The organism is Nostoc sp. DSM 114167 (assembly GCF_052692655.1).
Genome location: NZ_CP195116.1, coordinates 2,115,659 through 2,136,321, shown reverse-complemented (window position 1 = coordinate 2,136,321; position 20,663 = coordinate 2,115,659). Strand labels below are relative to the sequence as shown.

Below are 20,663 nucleotides of genomic sequence, written 5' to 3'. Positions count from 1 at the left end.
ATAAGGAGGGTTTTTGCTCCCCTCTCCTGGTAGGAGAGGGGCTGGGGGAGAGGTCAAAATCGCACTCGTCGACCTCACGTTAAATAACTACATATTACGGAGCAAAAATCAAAATATTCTTCCCTGCAAGAACTTCCGCTTTGACGTTTCCGTGTTTCGCGCAGTCTGTAGCAGCTTCCGCCTTCCCTGCAAGAACTTCCGCCTTGACGTTTCCGTGTTACGCGCAGTCTGTAGCAGCTTCCGCCTTCCCTGTAAGAACTTCCGCTTTCACGTTTCCGTGTTACGCGCAGTCTGTAGCAGCTTCCGCTTTCACGTTTCCGTGTTACGCGCAGTCTGTAGCAGCTTCCGCCTTCACGTTATCACAAACAAGTAAGTAGGCGTAATTAAACGCGATCGCATAGATTACCAACCAGAATTACTGATTTAGCTTTGATTGGGGAGCGATACCTTCTCTAAGAGAGGCTACGATTACTCTTGTACGAAGTAAAAGTGCGTAGTTTACCGCCGTAGGCATCGCAACTAACCTTACAGCTAAAATACATGAAAATTGCTATAAACGAATAGCGATCGCAAAGGTTTAATCATCACACTACCCACAGTTGAGTAAAACGTTCAGCCGTCCATCCAACAATATCTGATACTTGCCCGTCACTAATTTCTACAATTCGTTTAGTACCATCTCTACGCTCTATTACATCCACTGAAAAAAATTGACTTTTAATGCGCTTGACACACTCAGAAACAATCTCTGGAATTTCTTCATCTGGTAAAGCGGCAAAAGGTTTACCATATACGACAAAGTAACGCATATATGATTTCATCAGATAAAAATCTTGATTTTAACCTAAAACTTATACATCGAATAATAAATGATCGGATAAAATTTATAACTCGTTTAACATCTTTAGAACCTCAAGATGAATTGCGAACAGAATTAGGTTCTATACTTTTAGAGACTTATAGTGGTACTCGACTGTATATTGATGTAGATGAAGGTATGGCAAATATTCTACTTTTCGATGCTAGCGATCCAAGTCAACCAATTAATCAAAACATCAAGGCAATTACTTATAAATATTTTATTTTTCCGAGGATGGAAGGTCAAGACTCACTTGCATCTTTACTGGTTCAGCCTATTTCTGATATTGAAGTGATTTCCCGCGATAATGAATATTATGGTTTTTATAGTATGTGTGGTTTTAGACTGAACTTTCCTAATAGTAAATCTTTATGTATAGGTACTTATTTAACTGCTGACAAAATACCAGGGGCTTGGATTTTAATGCCTGAAGAAGTGGATGTGAATTTGCGCTATCAAGCCATTACAGCAAAATCCGAATAAATATCAAAATTGCTCAATTGATATTTAGCAGCAATGAATTCCAAAATTGTTCAAAAAAATTGCTTCTTGGACTGATTTAACATTAACTGATAATCTCTTAATATCAATTTTTCCTGTATCATTGTCAGTCATTTTCAACAGGTAAATCGGCTCTACATTATTCTTTATACCTATTGCTAGTAAAGTGTCTCCTTGAGATGAATCTAACTCAACAGCTTGTAATTCTTTTTTAATACCTTCATAACCAATTATTTCAATTAGCAATTCTCGCACTTCCAAGTCATCTTCTTCTAATAACCATTTTGCTTCCCATTCTGTTGGAGGCAACTTACTGTATTTTTCTGGTAATCTTACACCATGATAAGCGTAGACACTAAAACCATCAGCATACTCAATAGCTGGTTCAGCTTCTGCATGTAACCGCTGTTGATTATCTAATAATAATTTTGTAGGGCGATCGCAAATAACGCAAAAATCACTATCTTCAATAATCCAACCACATTCTTGAACTAATGATTGAAATATTTTCCAGTCTTCTTTAAAATCACTAAGACCTGAGACAGAAAAGCCAAAATCAAACATGGCTGCCCATAAATGATTTTCGGGTTGTAAAGAATCATTAATTTGAGATTCCAGATAACGATATTTTTCAGGAAATTGACTATTTTCTGAAACTCTACTTTCTATTTTATTTAACAAATGCTTATATAGTTGACTGTTAAATGGTTCTCCTCCACCTTGACCGCAATAGATTATGTCTCCGAATTGCTCGTAAACTTTACTATCTATTTGTTCAAATAGAGGATTTTGTAGCTTTTCATATATGTGGTAAAATAGCAAATTATTTAAAGAAGTATCTTGATTATTTTCCCAGTTCTTTATCTTTTGAAAGGATAGATGGTTAGAGAGCCAATTGCACGCAGCGTCAGGACTATCACAAAAAGTAATTTGAGGAATGGGTAAACCAACCATTGCATAAGCATCTTTTACAGCGGACTCTGCTTTTTTTCTATCAATTCGCTGAGTAGAAAGTCTAATATTTTCCCATTTGCTTTTATAAACTGAGATTAAAGCTTCTTCTTCTGGAGTTAGTTTTTCAATTTTTTTATTGGACATGTTTGTGTGAAAACATAACAATATTAACTAAGTTGCCGCATTAAGAGCTTAAACCATTATTATTTCCATTAATTCTAAAACGGAATAAGCTACGTTTAGCGTCTGTTGGCGTAGCCTCTGGTAGAGAAGAGAAGCTTAACGAAGTTATCATCACAGATTACGTAAAGTGTAAAAATAAGAATTTGTACTTAATTGGGATGGCCACTTTATCTTTTAAAAGCGGCCATCTTATCCTTTAAGTGTCAATTTCTGGTGAGGTTACGGTTCACAATTTAGGTTAAATTATGGGTAAAAGCACAGTCTCGCCCGTCCGTTGCGGCAAGATAGCCACACCACAAGAAATAGATTTATACACTGTTTTAGCTGTATCACGTTAGTACAAAACTATTTCTCTTTGCGTCACCCCGTCCCAGTATAAATTAACTTTGAGTCACAGGCTCTTTCGCCAAGAACTTCTCTAATTCTGTCAGCGCATCAGCATCAACCTTAGTTTGCATTGGGCAGAACTTAGGCCCACACATCGAACAAAACTCAGCAGTTTTATAGATATCTGCTGGTAAAGTTTCATCGTGATATTCCTTAGCTCTTTCTGGATCGAGTGATAATTCAAATTGACGGTTCCAATCGAAGTTGTAACGCGCCTTAGAAAGTTCATCATCTCTATCCCTTGCACCAGGGCGATGTCTAGCAATATCAGCCGCATGAGCCGCTATTTTATAGGCAATCAACCCATTTCGCACATCTTCGGCATTTGGTAGACCCAAATGTTCTTTAGGTGTTACATAGCACAGCATTGCAGTACCGTACCATCCAGCCATCGCGGCTCCAATGGCTGAAGTAATGTGGTCATAACCGGGAGCAATATCTGTCACCAATGGCCCCAAAACATAGAAAGGTGCTTCAGAACACTCTTCCATCTGCTTACGGACGTTGAACTCAATTTGATCCATTGGTACGTGCCCAGGCCCTTCCACCATTACCTGAACATCATCTTCCCAGGCTTTGCGAGTTAGCTGTCCCAGAGTTTTCAACTCAGCTAATTGTGCTTCATCTGAGGCATCATGGGCGCAGCCAGGACGCAGGGAATCTCCTAAACTGAAAGAGACATCGTACTTTTTGAAAATCTCAACAATGTCTTTAAAGTGGGTATAAAGCGGGTTTTGTTTGTGGTGATGTAGCATCCACCGTGCCAAAATACCGCCGCCGCGAGAGACAATACCAGTGATGCGATTTCTCACCAAGGGCAAATGCTCAATCAAAATCCCCGCATGGATAGTTTGATAATCTACTCCTTGCTGGGCGTGCTTCTCGATGATATGGAGAAAATCATCAGCAGTCAGGTTTTCGATGGTGCCGTGGACGCTTTCTAAAGCTTGATATACTGGCACTGTACCAATGGGAATAGGTGAAGCTTTGATAATTGCGGTACGAATTTCATCCAAATTACCGCCACCTGTGGACAAATCCATCAGAGTATCAGCACCGTACTTCACCGCCAGATTCAGTTTATCAACTTCATCCTGAAGATTAGAAGAGTTGGGGGAAGCGCCGATATTAGCATTTACCTTACATTTAGAGGCGATGCCAATAGCCATCGGCTCTAGATTAGTGTGATTAATATTAGCGGGGATAATCATTCTTCCCCGCGCTACTTCGTCACGAATCAGATCGGCCGGGAGATTTTCCCGTTTGGCGACGTAGTGCATTTCTTCGGTGATAACACCTTGGCGGGCGTAGTGCATTTGAGATACATTAACCTGCCCACGTCGTTTAGCAACCCATTCAGTCCGCATATTGTGATTCCTCAATAAACAGCTTCCCTCCGCTGGTATTACCCAGACTCAGGTGTTAAGGGTGTGATCTCAGCCTCGTTATGTAGGCACCCCTAGCATGGATGTAGTGTAGCACCTTGGTTATGTCTGGGAGCAAAGGTGTTAACAATTTATGAGGTAACACAATTTTGGATTTTAGGGTTTAGGCGCGAATTTCATTTGCACAAGGACGACCCTGTTCAATATCGGTAATATTAGCAAAAGTTGTTTCGGCAATATTGTAGAGAGCTTCTGCTGTAAAAAAGGCTTGATGTCCGGTAATCAGTACATTGGGGAACGTTGTCAAACGCTGGAAAATATCATCTTGAATAATTTCGCCAGACAAATCCTCAAAAAACAATTCCGATTCTTGTTCGTAGACATCCACACCAAGGTAGCCAATTTTACCAGACTTTAATCCCTCAATTACAGCTTGGGTATCAATCAGCGCTCCTCGGCTAGTATTAATTAGCATCACACCTGGCTTAATTTTTTCTATAGCTTCAGTGTTAATCAAGTGATGCGTTTCGAGGGTTAGAGGGCAATGCAGGGAGATAATATCAGACTTGGCAAATAGCTCAGGTAGTTCTACATACTTTCCACCCAACACTTCCAATTCTGGATTGCGATAAACGTCATAGGCGAGTATGTGACAGCCAAACCCCTTCATAATCTGTCCTAAAATCAGACCAATTTTGCCAGTGCCGACAATCCCGACTGTGCGCTCATGCAAATTAAATCCCAACAGTCCATTTAAGGAAAAATTGCCTTCTCGGACACGGTTATAGGCACGATGAATTTTGCGATTTAGGCTTAAAATCAATCCTACAGCGTGTTCTGCTACCCCATAAGGTGAATAGGCGGGAACACGTACAACGGTAATTCCTAAATCTGCTGCGGCTTGTAAGTCTACATTGTTAAACCCCGCACAGCGAAGGACAACCAGACGAGTTCCCCCTGAGGCGAGAAGTTCTAAAGTTAGGGCATCAACCCGATCGTGGACAAATACGCAAACCGCCGGAAATCCGTCAGCCAGGATAGCCGTATCTCGATTTAAACGGGGTTCAAAAAACACTAACTCGTGTTGGATAGGAGAATTTGCAGCTGACAAAAACTGGCGATCGTAGGCTTTTGTACTGAAAACTGCTACTTTCATGCAAAACCTCAGACTTTATGTATGCTGCACGGTGTTCGAGTACATAATACGTTGACGTTTAGAAAAGCGATGTCTACAACGAGCGTAGCTGCGGCATTTTAAACATTTTTTAATCGTTTACTCTGGCAGGATAAGTTAAATCAGCGATGTCTACGATGGTCACTGAGCGACTGGTGAGCGAAGTCGAACCATGCCGTTCGCGGAGCGTCTCGTAGAGAAGTGCGGGCTACGCCTACGCACTTCGGTTAAATGGAACTGCTTCTAATACTGCTCGCTTTGTGCATTTTTAAATCGGAATTGGGTTTGGGGAAAAGGTTAAAGGGTAAAGGTTAAAAGTTTTTTGTTTCCCTTTTCCCCCGCCCCTTATCTCCTTCTTGGGGCCCCACCTTCCCCTTTTCCCCAAAACCCGACAAGTATTGGAACTGCTCCAAATTACTACAAATATGCAATGCCGCATTTCGCTCATATTTCCATCACATTTATTCTTATAATTTTGCCGAGCGGCTAATAGTCAATTTTGACAGAAACGAAATGACAGCAACATCTGAAAAAATCATCCAGCTACGTGAATGGTAGAATAGACCTCTTGGCATTTGTGCTTTTTGCACTCTTGGCAAAAAGGGTAAAAGTTAAAGGGGAAAGGGACTTTTGCAGAACCTTTTTCCCCTTCCCCTTTCCCCTTCTCCCGACAAATGCCAAGCTAATATACAAACATCGAAGGTGTAATTTATTTGAGGACATCATTTAACTTGTGCTGTAGTTGTGTGAGGTTTTTACAATTTTCAAGCTTGGAGTTTATCCCATTCTGTATTAAGATGCACATAACAAGACTGCCCTCTAGTCCGCCCAAGTAACGATAGGACTACAGGGGTGAAATACAACAGGTTTCAAGGAAGGTAAAGTACACAAAGATTCGTCTCAAAGCCTGATATGAAGCGCGTTTTACTCCTGGATTCTGCTGTATATCCAGCTTCACAAAGAAAAAGTATAAGTCAGGAATATGTTTATGAGTAGCTTAATCTTATTATTAATTGGTTTAGGAACATTATTCTTGGTTTTCAATACTAGAGATGAAATTAATCGCATTACTGCTATGATCAGCGGGACAATTCTTTTGATTTGGGGTTTGGCTCTAACTCCCTTGTCATTTCAATTACTAATTGAGATTGTTTCAGTTTTAGCAGCTTTCTCTGTTTGTATGCGTTGTTTAGGTTGTGGTTTTAACCGCGATTGATTTTTCACTTGATAACTTATAAGTTTAAAGTAAAATTTATAAATTCTGCTTCTATTGTTAAAAGAGGATTCAAAAGTCAAATGCCCCATGCCCAATCATTACCGATATATTATTTTTTACAAACCATACGGCGTTCTCAGCCAGTTTACAAAAGATACTCCCACACATAGCACCCTAAAAGATTATATTGATGTGTCTGATGTGTATCCTGTGGGACGTTTAGACTGGGATAGTGAAGGATTGCTGCTGTTAACCAACGATGGACAATTGCAACATCGCCTTGCTCATCCGCGTTTTGGTCATAAACGTACTTACTGGGTACAGGTAGAGCGAATTCCAGATGCAGAAGCTATCAAAAGGTTGCAAACAGGTGTGGAAATTCAAGATTACCGCACTCAACCAGCAGAAGTGAAGTTATTACCAGAAGAACCACAGCTACCTGAACGCACCCCACCAATTAGATTTCGTAAAAATGTACCGACAGCTTGGCTGGAAATGACTTTGACAGAGGGAAAAAACCGCCAAGTTCGGCGCATGACTGCGGCTGTTGGATTTCCGACTTTGCGACTGGTCAGGGTCAGCATTGCTCACCTACAATTAGATGACCTACAATTGGGTCAATGGCGCGACCTCACCGCCTCTGAGATCCAATTTCTGCATAATTTTAATAAATTGAAAAGTTTTCCCTCCAAAACCGTCTCATAATATTAAATCTATCGCGTTCAATTTCTTTATACCGCAAATTACCAGCCAAGCTCCTCCAGAGGAGATTAACAACAACGGTGTTAACCAATCACCCCAACGCACATATAAAGTCTTTGTCTGTCGCCGATAAATTGTTTCAGCATGAGTTTCGTAGGTATTATATCCAGACATCCACAAAGTTCTGCCATGAGGATCTATAAAGGCTGAATATCCGGTATTAGTTGCTCGTGCTGACCAGCGATCGCTTTCAATTGCCCGCATGATATCCTGTGCATGATGCTGGAATGGCATGGATGCAGTGTAATGGGCATCGTTAGAAGAACTGACAATAAATTGTCCACCCGCCGCCGCTTGACGGCGAAATTGTTCGGGAAAAGCAGATTCATAACATATACTAGCGATCGCCCGACCAAAAGGAGTGTCAAATAGCTGATTTGCTGAACCAGCTACTTGGTGTGCATCCAAAGGCGACAAGCGCTGAACTATTTTGCCTAAAATGCCTTCAAAGGGAATATATTCTCCCAAAGGTACTAATTTAGCTTTGTCGTAGCGGCTGACAATCTCACCTTTACTGTTGAAAGTAAACAAACTAATTGTATAACTATCTCCCCGTTCGCCAAAAGCCCCAATCCAAGCAACTACACCTTTTTCTTTCACGGCTGCAACTAAGGCCGTTTCCAGCAAATTACGCTGGAAAACAGGTAAGGCTCCTTCTGGAGTCAGGACTGCATCTACACCTTGGTCTGCTAAAGTGAGATATCCATTAGTATAGTTTTCTTGGGCGCGACGAAACCCTTCGGAACTTCGTAAAAGTCGGTTCGGAATATTACCTTGAATAATTCCCACTTTTAAGACTGCTTCTGGGGGTTGAGCAATGGGACGGCTATATAAGATAAAGCCTATGAGGTGTAAACTTATTAATAATCCTGTGGCAGTAACTAAGTATTTATTAACGAACCGCAGAGGCGCAGAGAAGCCAGTGCGCCCTTGCGGTTCCCCGACTTGTAGCAACTGGCGCGACACAGAGGAAATTCTCTCTGCGCCCTCTGCGTCTTGGCGGTTCATCCATCCTTCAGCAATTAACCCATTCACAGCAACTATTGCTGCTGTCACAGTATTAGGCCCAGAGAGTTGCCCTAGATGTACAATTACGAGATTATGCGGACTTTGGGTGTAAGCAAGGGAACTCCACCACAAAGGCCCAGCACTCCACAGACTCTCTAAGCCGCACCACACGGCTGTACCAATCAGTATACGTAGCCACGGTTTTTGCCCGCTTAGGCGAACCATTACAGCCGCCCAAATAGTAACGAATACCCCTCCCAATACAGTGATAAATCCCCAACAAAAAATCGTGATTGCCAAGCTTGGCAACCAAGGAACGCCCAACCAAGTCATCGGATGAATTCCGGTAATCCACCAGAGGGCGACACCGTGAAAACCAATACCCCAGAAGAAAGCAGGAGGGAATTGGTTTTTGCGTTTGGTCGAAGTGACAACTAACACCCATAAAGGAACTATGGCAATCCAAGCCAATAACCATGCACCTACTGGGGCCACAGTTAGCCCCATTAAAATGCCGCTACCTAAGGCAATCCAGTAAGGGAGTAAGGAAGTTAACCTCTCCCCCTGCCTCCCCTGCAACGCCAGCTCCCCCTGCTTCTTACTCTGCTTCTTCTGCATCGGCAGCATCAGGTGGAACTACTGCCACTCCGGTAATGGCATCGTCTTCATCTAAACGCTGCACTCTAACTCCAGTTGCCGATCGCGATTGGATCGAAATTGCATTCACCGCTTGACGGATGATAATACCGCGATTTGTCACCATCATGATTTCATCATCATCGTTGTTCACAATGCGTAGGGTTGCTAGCTTGTCTTTGGTTTTACGATTTTTGAACTTGGTTGCCATTAAACCCTGACCAGCACGATTTTGCAGCCGGAATTGGGCAACTGGAACGCGCTTACCATATCCTCCCATTGTAATTACCAACACCCAAGGGCCAACTATGCCACTGCTAGGCACTTCTGCGGACTCTTCAGTAATTTCGGTAATTTCGATATCTTCTGTTTCGATTGTTTCGATATCTTCAATTTCTGCTTCTGCAACATCCAAACTTTCCAGAATTGCTGCGGGGAGAATATCCATACCCACGAGTTCATCTTTATTTTTGAGTTTCATGGCTTTCACGCCACGAGTTGCCCTACTTAAAGGACGCAGTTGTTCGTGGTTGCATCGGAAGTGAATCGCCATCCCGTGACGAGAACCAATAATTACACTATCCTCGACTCTAGCGCGTCTCACCCAGCGCAGTTGGTCGCCTTCTTCTAAGGAAATGGCAATCAAACCATTGGCGCGAATGTGACTAAAGGCTGCCAATTCGGTTTTCTTGATATTGCCACCTTTGGTGAGCATAACCAAATATTCTTCGTTGCTAAACTCGTCAACCGGTACAATCGAGGTGATTTTTTCTTCTTTGGGAATCGGTAGCATCTGAACGATTGGTGTGCCGCGACTGGTACGCGAACTCACGGGAATTTGGTACGCTTTTAAGCAGTAAACAACACCACGCTCACTAAAGAATAAAATACTATCGTGATCGCAGCAAGTCAAAAAATGCTCAATGGTATCATCATCTTTCACCTTGGCTGCGGCTTTGCCTCTGGTAGCACGGCTTTGGGCTTCAAAGGTGTTAATTGGCATCCGTTTGATGTAGCCTTGCTCTGTCACCAGAATTATCGCTTTTTCATTGGCAATGAGGTCGCGATCGTCTAATTCGCCTTCCCCTGGTAATATCACCGTGCGGCGGGGTGTAGCAAAGCTAGTTTTCAGTTGTGTGACTTCGGTTTCAATGATTTCTAGCACTCTCTCCCGGCGTGCCAAAATATCTTGTAAATCGGCAATTTTCGCTTGTAATTCTTCGTGTTCCAGACGAATTTTGTCTGCTTCTAAAGCAGTCAAGCGGCGCAATTGCATTTGTAAAATCGCATCTGCTTGTACTTCTGAGAGTCCGTAAGTTGTGATTAATTCGCCTTTGGCTGTGGGTGCATCGGGAGCATGACGAATTAAGACAATAATTGCATCTAAATGAGACAAGGCTATTAATAACCCTTGCAGGAGATGGTCGCGTTCCTCTGCTTTCCGCAGTTCGTAGCGGGTGCGTCTGGCAATGGATTCGATGCGGAAATCTAAAAAGACGGTTAAGAACTGCTTGAGGGTGAGTACTTGCGGTTCACTATTTACCAACGCCAGCATATTCGCGCCGAAGTTGGCTTGCAGTGGCGTTTGCTTGTAGAGGTTGTTCAGCACGACGCGGGGATAAGCATCACGTTTGAGTTCGATCACAACTCGCATCCCGTCGCGATCGCTTTCATCTCGGATATCTGCAATGCCTTCTAGCCGCTTCTCGTTTACCATTTCGGCGATTTTTTCAATCAGCGCCGCTTTATTGGTTTGATAGGGCAATTCGGTGATGATAATTGCTTCTCTATCTGGGCGTCCCCGTTGTTCAACGGTTTCAATGTTAGCGACACCACGCATGGTAATAGAACCACGTCCGGTAGTGTAAGCTTCTCGAATGGCAGATGTTCCTAAAATCTGCGCCCCAGTCGGAAAGTCTGGGCCGTGGACATAGTGCATCAATTCGATGTCGGTGATTTCGGGATTGTGGATTATTGCCACCAAAGCATCGATCAATTCGCCTAAGTTGTGGGGGGGAATGTTGGTGGCCATACCCACGGCAATCCCAGAGGAACCGTTGAGCAATAACTGGGGAATCCGTGCTGGTAAAACTGTCGGTTCTTGCTGGGAACCGTCGAAGTTATCGGCGAAATCTACGGTTTCATACTCGATGTCGTGGAGTAGACCAGCACTAGTCAAAGCTTGCAACCGACATTCGGTGTACCGCATAGCGGCTGGCGGATCGTTATCTACCGAACCAAAGTTACCATGCCCGTCAACTAATGGCGATCGCATGGAAAAATCTTGCGCCATCCGCACCAAGGCGTCATATACTGCCGTGTCACCGTGGGGGTGATATTTACCCAATACTTCACCGACGACACGGGCGCATTTCTTAAAGGGGCGATCGTGGAGCAGACCTAGCTCGTGCATTGCGTAGAGAATGCGACGATGCACAGGTTTTAGACCATCCCTGGCATCTGGCAGCGCCCGACCCACTATCACGCTCATGGCGTATTCCAGATAAGACTGCGACATTTCGTTTCGCAAATCTGTCGGGATAATCCTCTCCTGTGAGGTTGTCATAACCTAAAAATCTCCAAAAATCGTAGATTTTAGCTCTTTTACTCAACAAAGCGCAAAATTATTCTAAATTGCTCTTGAATAATTGCTATAATTTGATACAATTTTAGCATATATTGCTTTTTTATGCCTGGGCAGCTAACTCAGCCGCTTATTTAATCCGTAGCTTCTCTCTGGGATTTGAGTTGAGCTGCGATCAGAGGAACTTTCGGGGCAAGAAAAAATCCCATCAAACTGGCAAAAAGGATTGGTGTAAGGGGACTCAAGTTAGTCAGTTTTGACAGTAGCAAAGTCGTACTTATTGGTGTGCGGGTTACAGCTGCGTTGACAGCCGCCATTGTACAAATCATGGCCAGGGCAGGATCGAGTCCTGGAATTAAAACTGCTACTGCTTTACCAATGCAAGCACCAGTGAAAAATAGCGGAATGATGAATCCACCGCGCCACCCACCTGTTACCGTAATGCTAATGGCAGCCATTTTCCCAAGAGCTAGAGTTAAGAGAAAAACAGCACCAAAGTTAGCTCTTAGGACTGAATCTAACTCTTCATGTCCAAAATAACGGGTGAGGGGTAATAAAACTGCTAAAATGCCAAGTCCCACTCCTGCTAGTGTTGTCCGCACATAAATGGGAACAGGAGTTGATGAAATGCCCAAACGTGAAACAGCTTGCCAAAAGGCATCGCAGCCGCGAAAAATGCCCATAAAAATCCATCCCGCCACTGCCCCGATCGCTCCAAAGGCGATCGCGATCGCAAAATCATCAATCCTTTCTAAGTGATACTGAGGAAAATGCCAAGTGGGGGCAATACCCAAATGTGTAATTGCTGCAAACACCAGATAGCTAGCACAACTCGAAACAATGGCTGGCATTAAGGCTTCGTAATATTCCACAATATGCTCGTGGTGCAAAATCTCTAAGGCGAACATTGCACCGCCAAGAGGTGCGCCAAATAAGGCAGTGAAGCCAGCGGCCATTGCTGCTAAACTCATAGTTCTGAGGTCTTCACCTTGGAGTTTTAAGCGATCGGCAATCCAAGTACCAAAAGAACCTGTTACCTGTACCAGTGGCGCTTCTGGGCCAGCACTACCGCCTGCCGAGATGCTGACTAGAGAAGCAAGAATCATTGAAGGATTTTTGCGAACATCTAGGCGTCCGCCACGAAAATGAATATTATCAACAATCACAGCGATTTCACCGGGATTTCCCAAAAAATGAATCACCAGACCGATAAGTAAACCGCTAAGTGGCATCACTATCAGCAGGCTAAAACCCTCAAATCGCTGGAGTCTGTGAGTTAAAAACTCTAGAACATTCCAATACAACGCCGCAAATAGACCACCAGCAGTCCCCACGACTATCCAGCGGATGACCCACTGCGAAATCATTAGGGGATTACGCTTTACCAGTCCAAAAAGTTGAGCAAATGTCCAGCGTTGAGTTTGATTACTAGCGGGGGGCTTGTTTGGTAACACTGCTTATTTCCTATTTGTGAAACCTAGAGTACTGAATATTTACGCTTTTTATGGTAAAGGCTATTTAGTTTAGTGAATTATTTATTTCTTGTATTTACTATATTTAAATATTATCTATGCAGCAAAACCCGCATTTTTAGTGAATGCCTACCTTTACGATGAGGCATATATAAAGTCGAGCTAAGTAAATATTCTATATTGAGTTAGTTATAATGTTATTTAGATATTTCCTATTTTGAAGCCAAATACCCAAGGGTAAAGGACAAAAATTCCTTTCCCTATAGCCCATCAAGTGTTCCCTATTTTCTAATTAGTAAGACTAGCCCTTTTCAGGTGAGCATATATACTATCAAGGTTTTTACGGCATTTCAGGCTTCGGCTGGAATTGAATAAAGAATTTATGGATTAAACTCTAAATTTTGGAACTCTAAATTAAGCGATCGCAGCCGCCAAAATACCAAAAATGGCTTAAAATATCATTTTTTGGATAGTACAAACGTTCATATTGAAAGGGCTAGTAGTAAGACTTACGCATTGACAAAATAACTAAATTATGAGTTGTGGATTTTCGACATTCAAGCTCAATTTTTCAACTCTTCTTTAGCAATGTCTATGGCAGATGTTTGCCTATGTGACTGATAAAGGATGATTGAAATTAGCTTGAAATTAGTTTTTTGCGAATCTACACGCTGATGAATTTTAGACGGACTTAAGACTTAGATAGTCCTAAGTGCTTGGATAAGTAATATTTGCAGGTCGATTGAAAGGAGGATATTCATCAAAAATTTCTAACCTTCAAGAGTGAGAAAAGTATGTCGAAAGCCTCAATTTTCGGCGAACTTTTGTGCCTTTAAGCACTAAAAGTTGAAAACTTAAAGTTACTGCCAAACATCTATTAAGGAAAAAGAAAGTAATGACACATACTATCATTGGAACCAATGGAAATGACACCCTAGACGGCACTAACGACCCCAACATAATTAACGGTAAAGCTGGGAATGATATCATCTTTACAGGTTATGGTGCCAACGATACTTTAACGGGTGGGGGCGGTAAAGATACATTTGTTTTTTATAGGTCAGGCGGCGGCACTGATATAATCACTGATTTCGGTGGTGTAGGTAAAGGAACAAATCCAACAGCAGCAGTAATTGCGGAAGTCGATACGATCGAATTTTTGGATGAATTGAATGCGCGAAATTTGCTACTCACCCAAAATGGTAACAATCTAGAAATCACTTTTGAAAACGTATATGATACCACAAAAATCATTTTACAAAACTTCAAACTAGAAGACTTGGATAACCTGAAAGCTTCTGGTACAAGACCAGCCATAGGCAATATCTTGTTTAATGGGTTTGAGGAAACTAGTATCACTGATAGTTTTGATGTCCTGGATGCCAATACTGATACAAGCATCGCCACCAAGAATACGGTAACTTTCCTCAATGACCTGAATAACAACATTACAGGTTTAGACAACTCAGATGATGTGGTGAATGGTCAGGGGGGCAATGACAAAATTGATGGGTTAAGTGGTGACGATTTGCTGCGGGGTGGTACAGGCAACAATACTCTCATTGGTAGTCTGGGCAATGATACCCTTGATGCTTCCTATTCTTCTGGAAATAACATTCTCACAGGGGATGCAGGGGATGACTACCTTGATATTAGCTACTCTACTGGCAACAATACGGTTTCAGGTGGAGATGGCAATGATTACTTTTACACCCCTGGAGTTCAGGGTAGCAACATCCTAAATGGAGGGGATGGCAATGACTCCTTCAGTTTGTTTGTTACAGATACTGCTCTTTCTTCCTTAGCAACTCAAACGATAGACGGAGGGACAGGTGACGATTTGTTAACCGTCAATTCCAATGCGACTGAGGCAATCACTTCGACTTTCAATCATGCTACTAATACTGGCTCGATTACAACAGGCACATATCAGATTAACTATAAGAATATTGAACGATTAGATATCTCAGGCACATCCTACAATGATTACATTGTGGGGAGCAATGGCAATGATACCATCAGACCTAGTCCTGGTAACGACACTTTAACGGGTAGCGGTGGCAAGGATACATTTGTTTACGACACTTATAGATCGGGTGCAAGTAGTGATACAATCACTGATTTCGGTGGGGTAGGTAAAGGAACTAATCCAACAGCAGCAGTAATTGCCGAAGTAGACACCCTAAATTTCGCTGGCGACGGCTTAACTGCTCAAAATTTAGTGCTGACTCAAAATGGCAGCAATCTAGAAATCACCTTTGACGCGGACTCTAGTCCCAAAATCATCTTACAAAACTTTGCTTTAGAAAACCTGGATAACCTAAGCTTATCTACAGGAGCAACTGTCAACTCGGGCAATATCCTGTTTTCTGGCCAAACTACCATTACTGACAGCTTTGATGTCTTCAATGCCAACTCCACTCAAGGTACTCTCTTCAACAAGAACACAGTCACCTTCCTTAACGATCTGAACAATAATGTTAGTGGCTTTGACAACTCAGATGATGTCATCAATGGTCAGGGGGGTGACGATCTTATTGATGGCAAAAGTGGCAATGATTTACTGCGGGGTGGTGCAGGCAATGATACTCTTATTGGTGACGTAGGGAATGACATCCTCGTTGAGGATACTGGCAATAACTTTCTTGTTGGTGGTATTGGTGACGATAGTTTGAATGTTGACTCTTCAACAGGCAAGAACACCCTCGATGGTGGCGCTGGTGACGATACATTGTATGCTCGGGGTTCACAAGGCAATAACTTACTCTCTGGCGGCGATGGCAATGATTTTCTTGACGCCTCTGAGCTTGCTATTGCTGAGGGACACGACTTTATTGGCTCCTCAGGTAATAATACCCTCAATGGTGGCGCTGGTGACGATACATTGCGTGCTGAGTCTCCAAAAAGTAATAGCTTACTCTCTGGAGACGATGGCAATGATTATCTTTCCACCTCTGGCCTTGAGTATTATAGATCGGACTATAGTTTTAGATCCTCAGGCAATAACACCCTCAACGGTGGCATTGGTGATGATACCTTGCTTGCTGAAATTTCAACAGGTAACAACCTACTCTCTGGTGGCGATGGCAATGATTTACTCTCCATCTCTGGCGTTGTCATCGGAACCAGCAGTGGAGATATTTACGGTCCCTCCTCAGGTAATAATACCCTCAACGGTGGCACTGGTGACGATACATTGCGTGCTGAGATTTCAACAGGCAATAACTTACTCTCTGGTGGCGATGGCAATGATTCCTTGTATCTAAGCACCTCATCCCCAGATACTGTCCGCTCTTATTTAGTGACTCAAACGGTAGATGGAGGTCAGGCTGACGATTTGCTTTCCGTGGATTATAGCAATGCTACTGGAGGAATCACAACAACATTTAATGCCACTACTAACATTGGCTCAATGACAGCAGGCAAGTATCAAGTTAGTTATCAGAATATTGAAAGATTAAATATCTTAGATACAGCCTACGATGACAACATTGTGGGGAGCAATGGCAACGATACTCTCTCCATAGATAGTGGTGGCAAAGATACGATAGACGGCGGTAAAGGTGACGATTTGTTGTCTGTCGAATACAGCAATGCTACCACAGGAATCACAACAACATTTAATCCTACTACTAACATTGGAGCAATTACGGCGGGCAATAATCGCGTTAGCTATAAGAATATCGAAAGATTAAATATTTTAGGTACAGACTACAATGACTTCATTGTGGGAAGCAATGGCGACGATACGCTTTCTACGGGATTTGGTGGCAATGACACAATAGATGGGGGTAAGGGTGACGATTTGTTGTACTTCAATTACAATTACTACGATCCTAGTGAAGGAATCACAACGACTTTCAATGCTACTACTAATATTGGCTCAATTACAAAAGGCACGAGGCTAATTAGCTACAAGAATATCGAAGGATTAAATATCTCAGGTACACAATACGATGACTTGATTGTAGGGAGCAATGGAAATGATACACTCGATACGGGCTATGGTGGCAATGACACAATAGATGGGGGGACAGGTAACGATTCCTTGACTATCTATTTCAATAATACTACTACAGGAATCACAACAATATTTAATCCTACTACTAACACTGGTTCAATTACGGAGGACACGAGACTAATTAGCTACAAGAATATCGAAGAATTAAATATCAAAGGTACACAATACAATGACTTGATTGTAGGGAGTAATGGAAACGATACACTTGATGCGGGCAATGATGGCAAAGACACAATAGATGGCGGTAAAGGTGACGATTTGTTGTCCGTCGATTTTGGAAATGCTACTACAGGAATCACAACAACATTTAATGCTACTACTAACAAGGGAGAAATTACAGCGGGTAGGAGAATAGTTAGCTACCAAAATATTGAAGGATTAAATATTTCAGGTTCCTACTCTAATGACTTGATTGTGGGGAATAATGGTAATGATACCCTCGACGGTAGTAGTGGCAATGATACCCTCAAAGGTGGTAATGGTAATGATGTCCTCATAGGTAGCAGCGGTAATGATAGTGTTTATGGGGGAGCTGGTACTGATACCTTTGTTTTCAATACTTTTAGTGAAGGCGTCGAGCGCCTATATGACTTTGACACCACTAATGAACTAATTAAGATATCAATTTATGGTTTTCCTAATCACGATTTCTCACTAGGTGTACTTAAGACAAATCAGTTTACAATCGGAGCATCTGCAACCACAAGTAATCAGCGATTTATATATAACTCGACTACAGGTGGATTGTTCTTTGATGAGGATGGTAGTGCTGGTGTCAATACTCAGGTACAGTTTGCACAATTATCTCCTGGCTTGTCACTAACCAACAACAATTTTGTGCTTTTTACTCCTTATTAGCACTCTATCACTTGAAGCAGAAAAAATAGAAAATCGTCGAATTGCGATGTGCTTAAAACAGATAGGGGAGAAGAGGTAGTATTTTCTCCCTTATCTCCCCAAGAAGGATAATTTTTGAATACTGAATTAGTATTCTAATTACCCAAATAAGTCACTTCAGTTTTCTGCGATCGCACCCTATTTAACGAGAGTAAGGGTTATTGAAGGTTTCCCAAGCAGCAATAGCCGCCTTTTGCACGCGAAAGCTGAAGTCTACTAAGTCTTTCATCAATAAGTGCCAGTTTCTTTCAGCTTCATCCTGAATTACCGCCCAAGAGTTTTCTAAGCGATCGCGTTCTATCACTTTCCTTCCTTCAATTAATTCCCGTGCTTGGCGCACAACTTTCAAATAGGTTTCACGGGTGAGAGTACCTGCTGAATCAGCCTCAGCTTGAGCGCGTCTTTTTAGCGCCTCAATCAACGCTTTGGTTTCGCGCTTCACCTCATCAGTTTCACCAGCCATTTCGGTTTCCACTAATTTGTCGGTTTCAGAACTTATTTTTACAATTACTATGGATTCAGTAGATTCGATATTGTTAGAATTCATACTTAAAACATCCTTAATTGCAAAGTTTACTCTCCAATAAAAATTGCACCCTATCTTAATAGTCATTAGCCATTGATTTATTTTACAAATGACTAATGACTAATACTTCTCTACGAGAGGCTGCGCCAACGACTACGCGGTAGTTGAATCTCGACTTACTTCGACTACGCTCAGTACAAGTCGCTCGATTGCCGCGCAGCCGAAACTCAGTACAAGTGACTAATGACAAATTAATAAGCTTTTGTTGGCAGTTGTTGCTCTAATTTTAGCAATGCTGCAACTCGCATTTCTGTAGCCGGGTGACTGGAGAATAAGTTACCCAAAAACTGTCCAGAGATGGAATTGATAATTAATAACGGCTCATAAGCTGGATTAGCATTTAAAGGCATTTGCTTTGCTGAAGCTTCTAAGCGTTGCAATGCCCTAGCTAAGGCGCGAGGATTACCAGTTAATCTAGCAGAACCTGCATCAGCAGAAAATTCTCGCGTGCGCGAAATTGCTAGCTGAATAATTGTCGCAGCCAGTGGCGCAAGCATGACTGTTAATAAAACTCCTATTGGATTTCCACCTCTATTGTCATCTCGCGAACCACCGCCAAACCATAGGCTGTAACTAACCATTTGAGCTAAGAATGAGATCGCACCAGCCACAGTAGCAGCAACAGCTTGAGTGAGAGTGTCACGATTAATAATATGGGTTAGCTCGTGGGCGATAACGCCTTCGAGTTCATCCTCTGGCAACATATTTAAAATACCTTCAGTGACAGCCACAGCAGCGTGTTCTGGATCGCGCCCTGTAGCGAAAGCGTTAGCACCAGGGCTAGGAACGATATAAACTTTAGGCATGGGAATGTTAGCGCGATCGCTCAATCTCTGCACCATCCGATAAAGTCCTGGTGCTTCCCTTTCACTCACAGGTTGCGCTTGGTATACTGCTAGGGCAATTTTATCTGATTGATACCAAGAAAATAGATTTGTGACTGCTGCCAAGCCAATGCCGATAATCAAGCCACTAGAACCGCCAATTACCCAGTAACTAATTGCAATCAAAAGACCACTTAATGCCGCAAGCAAAGTAGCCGTTTTCAATTGATTTGTCATGTTTTTGCTCTCCTGCTAATGCTGTGTAAATTTTTCAGAAAACAGCATTACTTCAGCTACATTTTGATTTTATCCAGCTAAACTTAGATATATGGTAGAGAAAACCTATCAGATAAGTACGGTTTTCCTACTTAAGTTTTAGTCATAGAATAAATATTTATAGATAGTAAAAACGCATCTATCTATAGGAATAAATTGCTTATCTAGGCAGGAATTACGAGTGTGATGCTTAGATTGAGCTATGCCTAACTATTAGTTAAGATCCATTTACTTATAAAGATTCTGAGTCTATTCCTTGTGCTTGATATATCTGTTGGGAAAATAGCTGAAAATCCAATTCGCACGCCTTCAAAGCTTCAGTGGCTTGTGAGTATTTTGGGGCATCAAACAAATCGCGATCGCGGATTTTTGACAACCAAGAACGCAATTTATTTAATTCCGCCTCGTTCTCTTCTAATTCTGCAAAGGTGAGATTACCTATTTTCCGTTCCTCGCTCAATTCGCTATGCAAATCCCGACATTGCCCCAAAAACTCTTGATATTCTCGATCTGCCTGTTGGTGAAAACGATTTACCAACATAGCGTTTTGCTCGGGTTCATCAATCCAAATAGTCAATAAATCTGCTTCACCACCACCTGCTGTAATGTCTGCTTTCAATTCTGCCAAATATTGTTGCAAGTCTTCTCTATGCGGTAGCACGCACACCGACTGCTGTAGATAAAGTGCGCCCCAGCCCTTGAGTTTACGCCAAACATACACCCGTTGCGTTGAAGGCTGTGCGGGTACTTTGTACACCAATAAGTTCCAACACTTTCTGTCCATAGATAGATTGTAACAGGTGTTGCATTAAATTGATTTTATTGTTAGTCTACTTATGAAACAACTGTTGCATTCCAGAAAAATTATGAGTCTGAATCATCAAGTCGGAAGCTCACTTATTGGTTCTCAAGGGTTACAGAGTTGATGTAGTAAAAGC

General features: G+C 42.3%; 14 protein-coding genes and 1 riboswitch. Of the genes, 4 read left to right on the top strand and 10 right to left on the bottom strand.

From position 1 onward, the window contains the following. Positions 1-584 precede the first annotated feature (584 nt). Positions 585-809 carry an ATP-grasp domain-containing protein gene (locus NSTC731_RS09190; protein WP_445630536.1) on the bottom strand — a complete coding sequence of 75 codons (225 nt, stop codon included), beginning with the start codon at positions 807-809 and terminating at the stop codon, positions 585-587. 2 nt (positions 810-811) lie between these two features. Between NSTC731_RS09190 and NSTC731_RS09185 the strand changes: the two genes are divergently transcribed. After that, the gene (locus tag NSTC731_RS09185) at positions 812-1,342 is read left to right on the top strand and encodes a hypothetical protein (RefSeq protein WP_445630535.1); all 531 of its coding nucleotides are present in this window, start codon (positions 812-814) and stop codon (positions 1,340-1,342) included. 24 nt (positions 1,343-1,366) lie between these two features. On the opposite strand, the gene NSTC731_RS09180 is transcribed toward NSTC731_RS09185, so the two are convergent. The 3 genes from NSTC731_RS09180 to NSTC731_RS09170 all read right to left on the bottom strand — a co-directional run bounded on the left by NSTC731_RS09180 (position 1,367) and on the right by NSTC731_RS09170 (position 5,425). After that, complete coding sequence (locus tag NSTC731_RS09180; RefSeq protein WP_445630534.1) at positions 1,367-2,458, bottom strand: DUF6745 domain-containing protein; 1,092 nt, start codon at positions 2,456-2,458, stop codon at positions 1,367-1,369. 419 nt (positions 2,459-2,877) lie between these two features. Next, positions 2,878-4,251, bottom strand: coding sequence for a phosphomethylpyrimidine synthase (thiC, locus tag NSTC731_RS09175; RefSeq protein WP_445630533.1), 1,374 nt, complete (start codon positions 4,249-4,251; stop codon positions 2,878-2,880). A gap of 7 nt (positions 4,252-4,258) precedes the next feature. Further along, positions 4,259-4,355, bottom strand: a riboswitch (TPP riboswitch). A gap of 77 nt (positions 4,356-4,432) precedes the next feature. Continuing rightward, on the bottom strand, positions 4,433-5,425 hold the full coding sequence (locus NSTC731_RS09170) for a 2-hydroxyacid dehydrogenase (RefSeq protein WP_445630532.1): 993 nt from the start codon (positions 5,423-5,425) through the stop codon (positions 4,433-4,435). Positions 5,426-6,431: 1,006 nt separating this feature from the next. Between NSTC731_RS09170 and NSTC731_RS09165 the strand changes: the two genes are divergently transcribed. Together NSTC731_RS09165 and NSTC731_RS09160 are read left to right on the top strand one after the other, a co-directional pair. Then, positions 6,432-6,659, top strand: a complete 228-nt coding sequence (locus NSTC731_RS09165) for a hypothetical protein (protein ID WP_445630531.1) — start codon at positions 6,432-6,434, stop codon at positions 6,657-6,659. An 87-nt stretch (positions 6,660-6,746) separates the two neighbouring features. Then, positions 6,747-7,364, top strand: a complete 618-nt coding sequence (locus tag NSTC731_RS09160; RefSeq protein WP_445630530.1) for an rRNA large subunit pseudouridine synthase E — start codon at positions 6,747-6,749, stop codon at positions 7,362-7,364. Here NSTC731_RS09160 and lnt read toward each other — a convergent pair. The 3 genes from lnt to NSTC731_RS09145 form a co-directional block, all read right to left on the bottom strand. Then, complete coding sequence (gene lnt / locus NSTC731_RS09155) at positions 7,359-9,047, bottom strand: apolipoprotein N-acyltransferase (protein WP_445630529.1); 1,689 nt, start codon at positions 9,045-9,047, stop codon at positions 7,359-7,361. The two genes, NSTC731_RS09160 and lnt, sit on opposite strands and share 6 nt — an antisense overlap. Beyond that, on the bottom strand, positions 9,028-11,631 hold the full coding sequence (gene gyrA, locus NSTC731_RS09150; RefSeq protein WP_445630528.1) for a DNA topoisomerase (ATP-hydrolyzing) subunit A: 2,604 nt from the start codon (positions 11,629-11,631) through the stop codon (positions 9,028-9,030). The genes lnt and gyrA overlap by 20 nt, the downstream gene beginning before the upstream one ends. A 152-nt stretch (positions 11,632-11,783) precedes the next feature. After that, the gene (locus tag NSTC731_RS09145; RefSeq protein WP_445630527.1) at positions 11,784-13,103 is read right to left on the bottom strand and encodes a chloride channel protein; all 1,320 of its coding nucleotides are present in this window, start codon (positions 13,101-13,103) and stop codon (positions 11,784-11,786) included. A 913-nt stretch (positions 13,104-14,016) separates the two neighbouring features. Here NSTC731_RS09145 and NSTC731_RS09140 point away from each other — a divergent pair. Next, positions 14,017-18,000 (top strand): beta strand repeat-containing protein, encoded by a 3,984-nt coding sequence (locus NSTC731_RS09140; protein ID WP_445630526.1) that lies wholly within the window; start codon positions 14,017-14,019, stop codon positions 17,998-18,000. Between the two features lie 181 nt (positions 18,001-18,181). On the opposite strand, the gene NSTC731_RS09135 is transcribed toward NSTC731_RS09140, so the two are convergent. From NSTC731_RS09135 to NSTC731_RS09125, 3 genes are all read right to left on the bottom strand, one after another. After that, positions 18,182-18,586 carry a hypothetical protein gene (locus NSTC731_RS09135; protein WP_445630525.1) on the bottom strand — a complete coding sequence of 135 codons (405 nt, stop codon included), beginning with the start codon at positions 18,584-18,586 and terminating at the stop codon, positions 18,182-18,184. A 230-nt stretch (positions 18,587-18,816) separates the two neighbouring features. After that, positions 18,817-19,686 (bottom strand): zinc metalloprotease HtpX, encoded by an 870-nt coding sequence (locus tag NSTC731_RS09130; RefSeq protein WP_445630524.1) that lies wholly within the window; start codon positions 19,684-19,686, stop codon positions 18,817-18,819. A gap of 271 nt (positions 19,687-19,957) precedes the next feature. Continuing rightward, on the bottom strand, positions 19,958-20,482 hold the full coding sequence (locus NSTC731_RS09125; protein WP_445630523.1) for a Chromate resistance protein ChrB: 525 nt from the start codon (positions 20,480-20,482) through the stop codon (positions 19,958-19,960). Between the last annotated feature and the right edge of the window lie 181 nt (positions 20,483-20,663).

Coding starts and splice junctions, on each gene's coding strand:
- thiC (WP_445630533.1), bottom strand. CDS start 4,251: ATGCGGACTGAATGGGTTGCTAAACGACGTGGGCAGGTTAATGTATCT.
- NSTC731_RS09165 (WP_445630531.1), top strand. CDS start 6,432: ATGAGTAGCTTAATCTTATTATTAATTGGTTTAGGAACATTATTCTTG.
- NSTC731_RS09170 (WP_445630532.1), bottom strand. CDS start 5,425: ATGAAAGTAGCAGTTTTCAGTACAAAAGCCTACGATCGCCAGTTTTTG.
- NSTC731_RS09180 (WP_445630534.1), bottom strand. CDS start 2,458: ATGTCCAATAAAAAAATTGAAAAACTAACTCCAGAAGAAGAAGCTTTA.
- gyrA (WP_445630528.1), bottom strand. CDS start 11,631: ATGACAACCTCACAGGAGAGGATTATCCCGACAGATTTGCGAAACGAA.
- lnt (WP_445630529.1), bottom strand. CDS start 9,047: ATGCAGAAGAAGCAGAGTAAGAAGCAGGGGGAGCTGGCGTTGCAGGGG.
- NSTC731_RS09160 (WP_445630530.1), top strand. CDS start 6,747: ATGCCCAATCATTACCGATATATTATTTTTTACAAACCATACGGCGTT.
- NSTC731_RS09140 (WP_445630526.1), top strand. CDS start 14,017: ATGACACATACTATCATTGGAACCAATGGAAATGACACCCTAGACGGC.
- NSTC731_RS09130 (WP_445630524.1), bottom strand. CDS start 19,686: ATGACAAATCAATTGAAAACGGCTACTTTGCTTGCGGCATTAAGTGGT.
- NSTC731_RS09190 (WP_445630536.1), bottom strand. CDS start 809: ATGCGTTACTTTGTCGTATATGGTAAACCTTTTGCCGCTTTACCAGAT.
- NSTC731_RS09185 (WP_445630535.1), top strand. CDS start 812: ATGATTTCATCAGATAAAAATCTTGATTTTAACCTAAAACTTATACAT.
- NSTC731_RS09135 (WP_445630525.1), bottom strand. CDS start 18,586: ATGAATTCTAACAATATCGAATCTACTGAATCCATAGTAATTGTAAAA.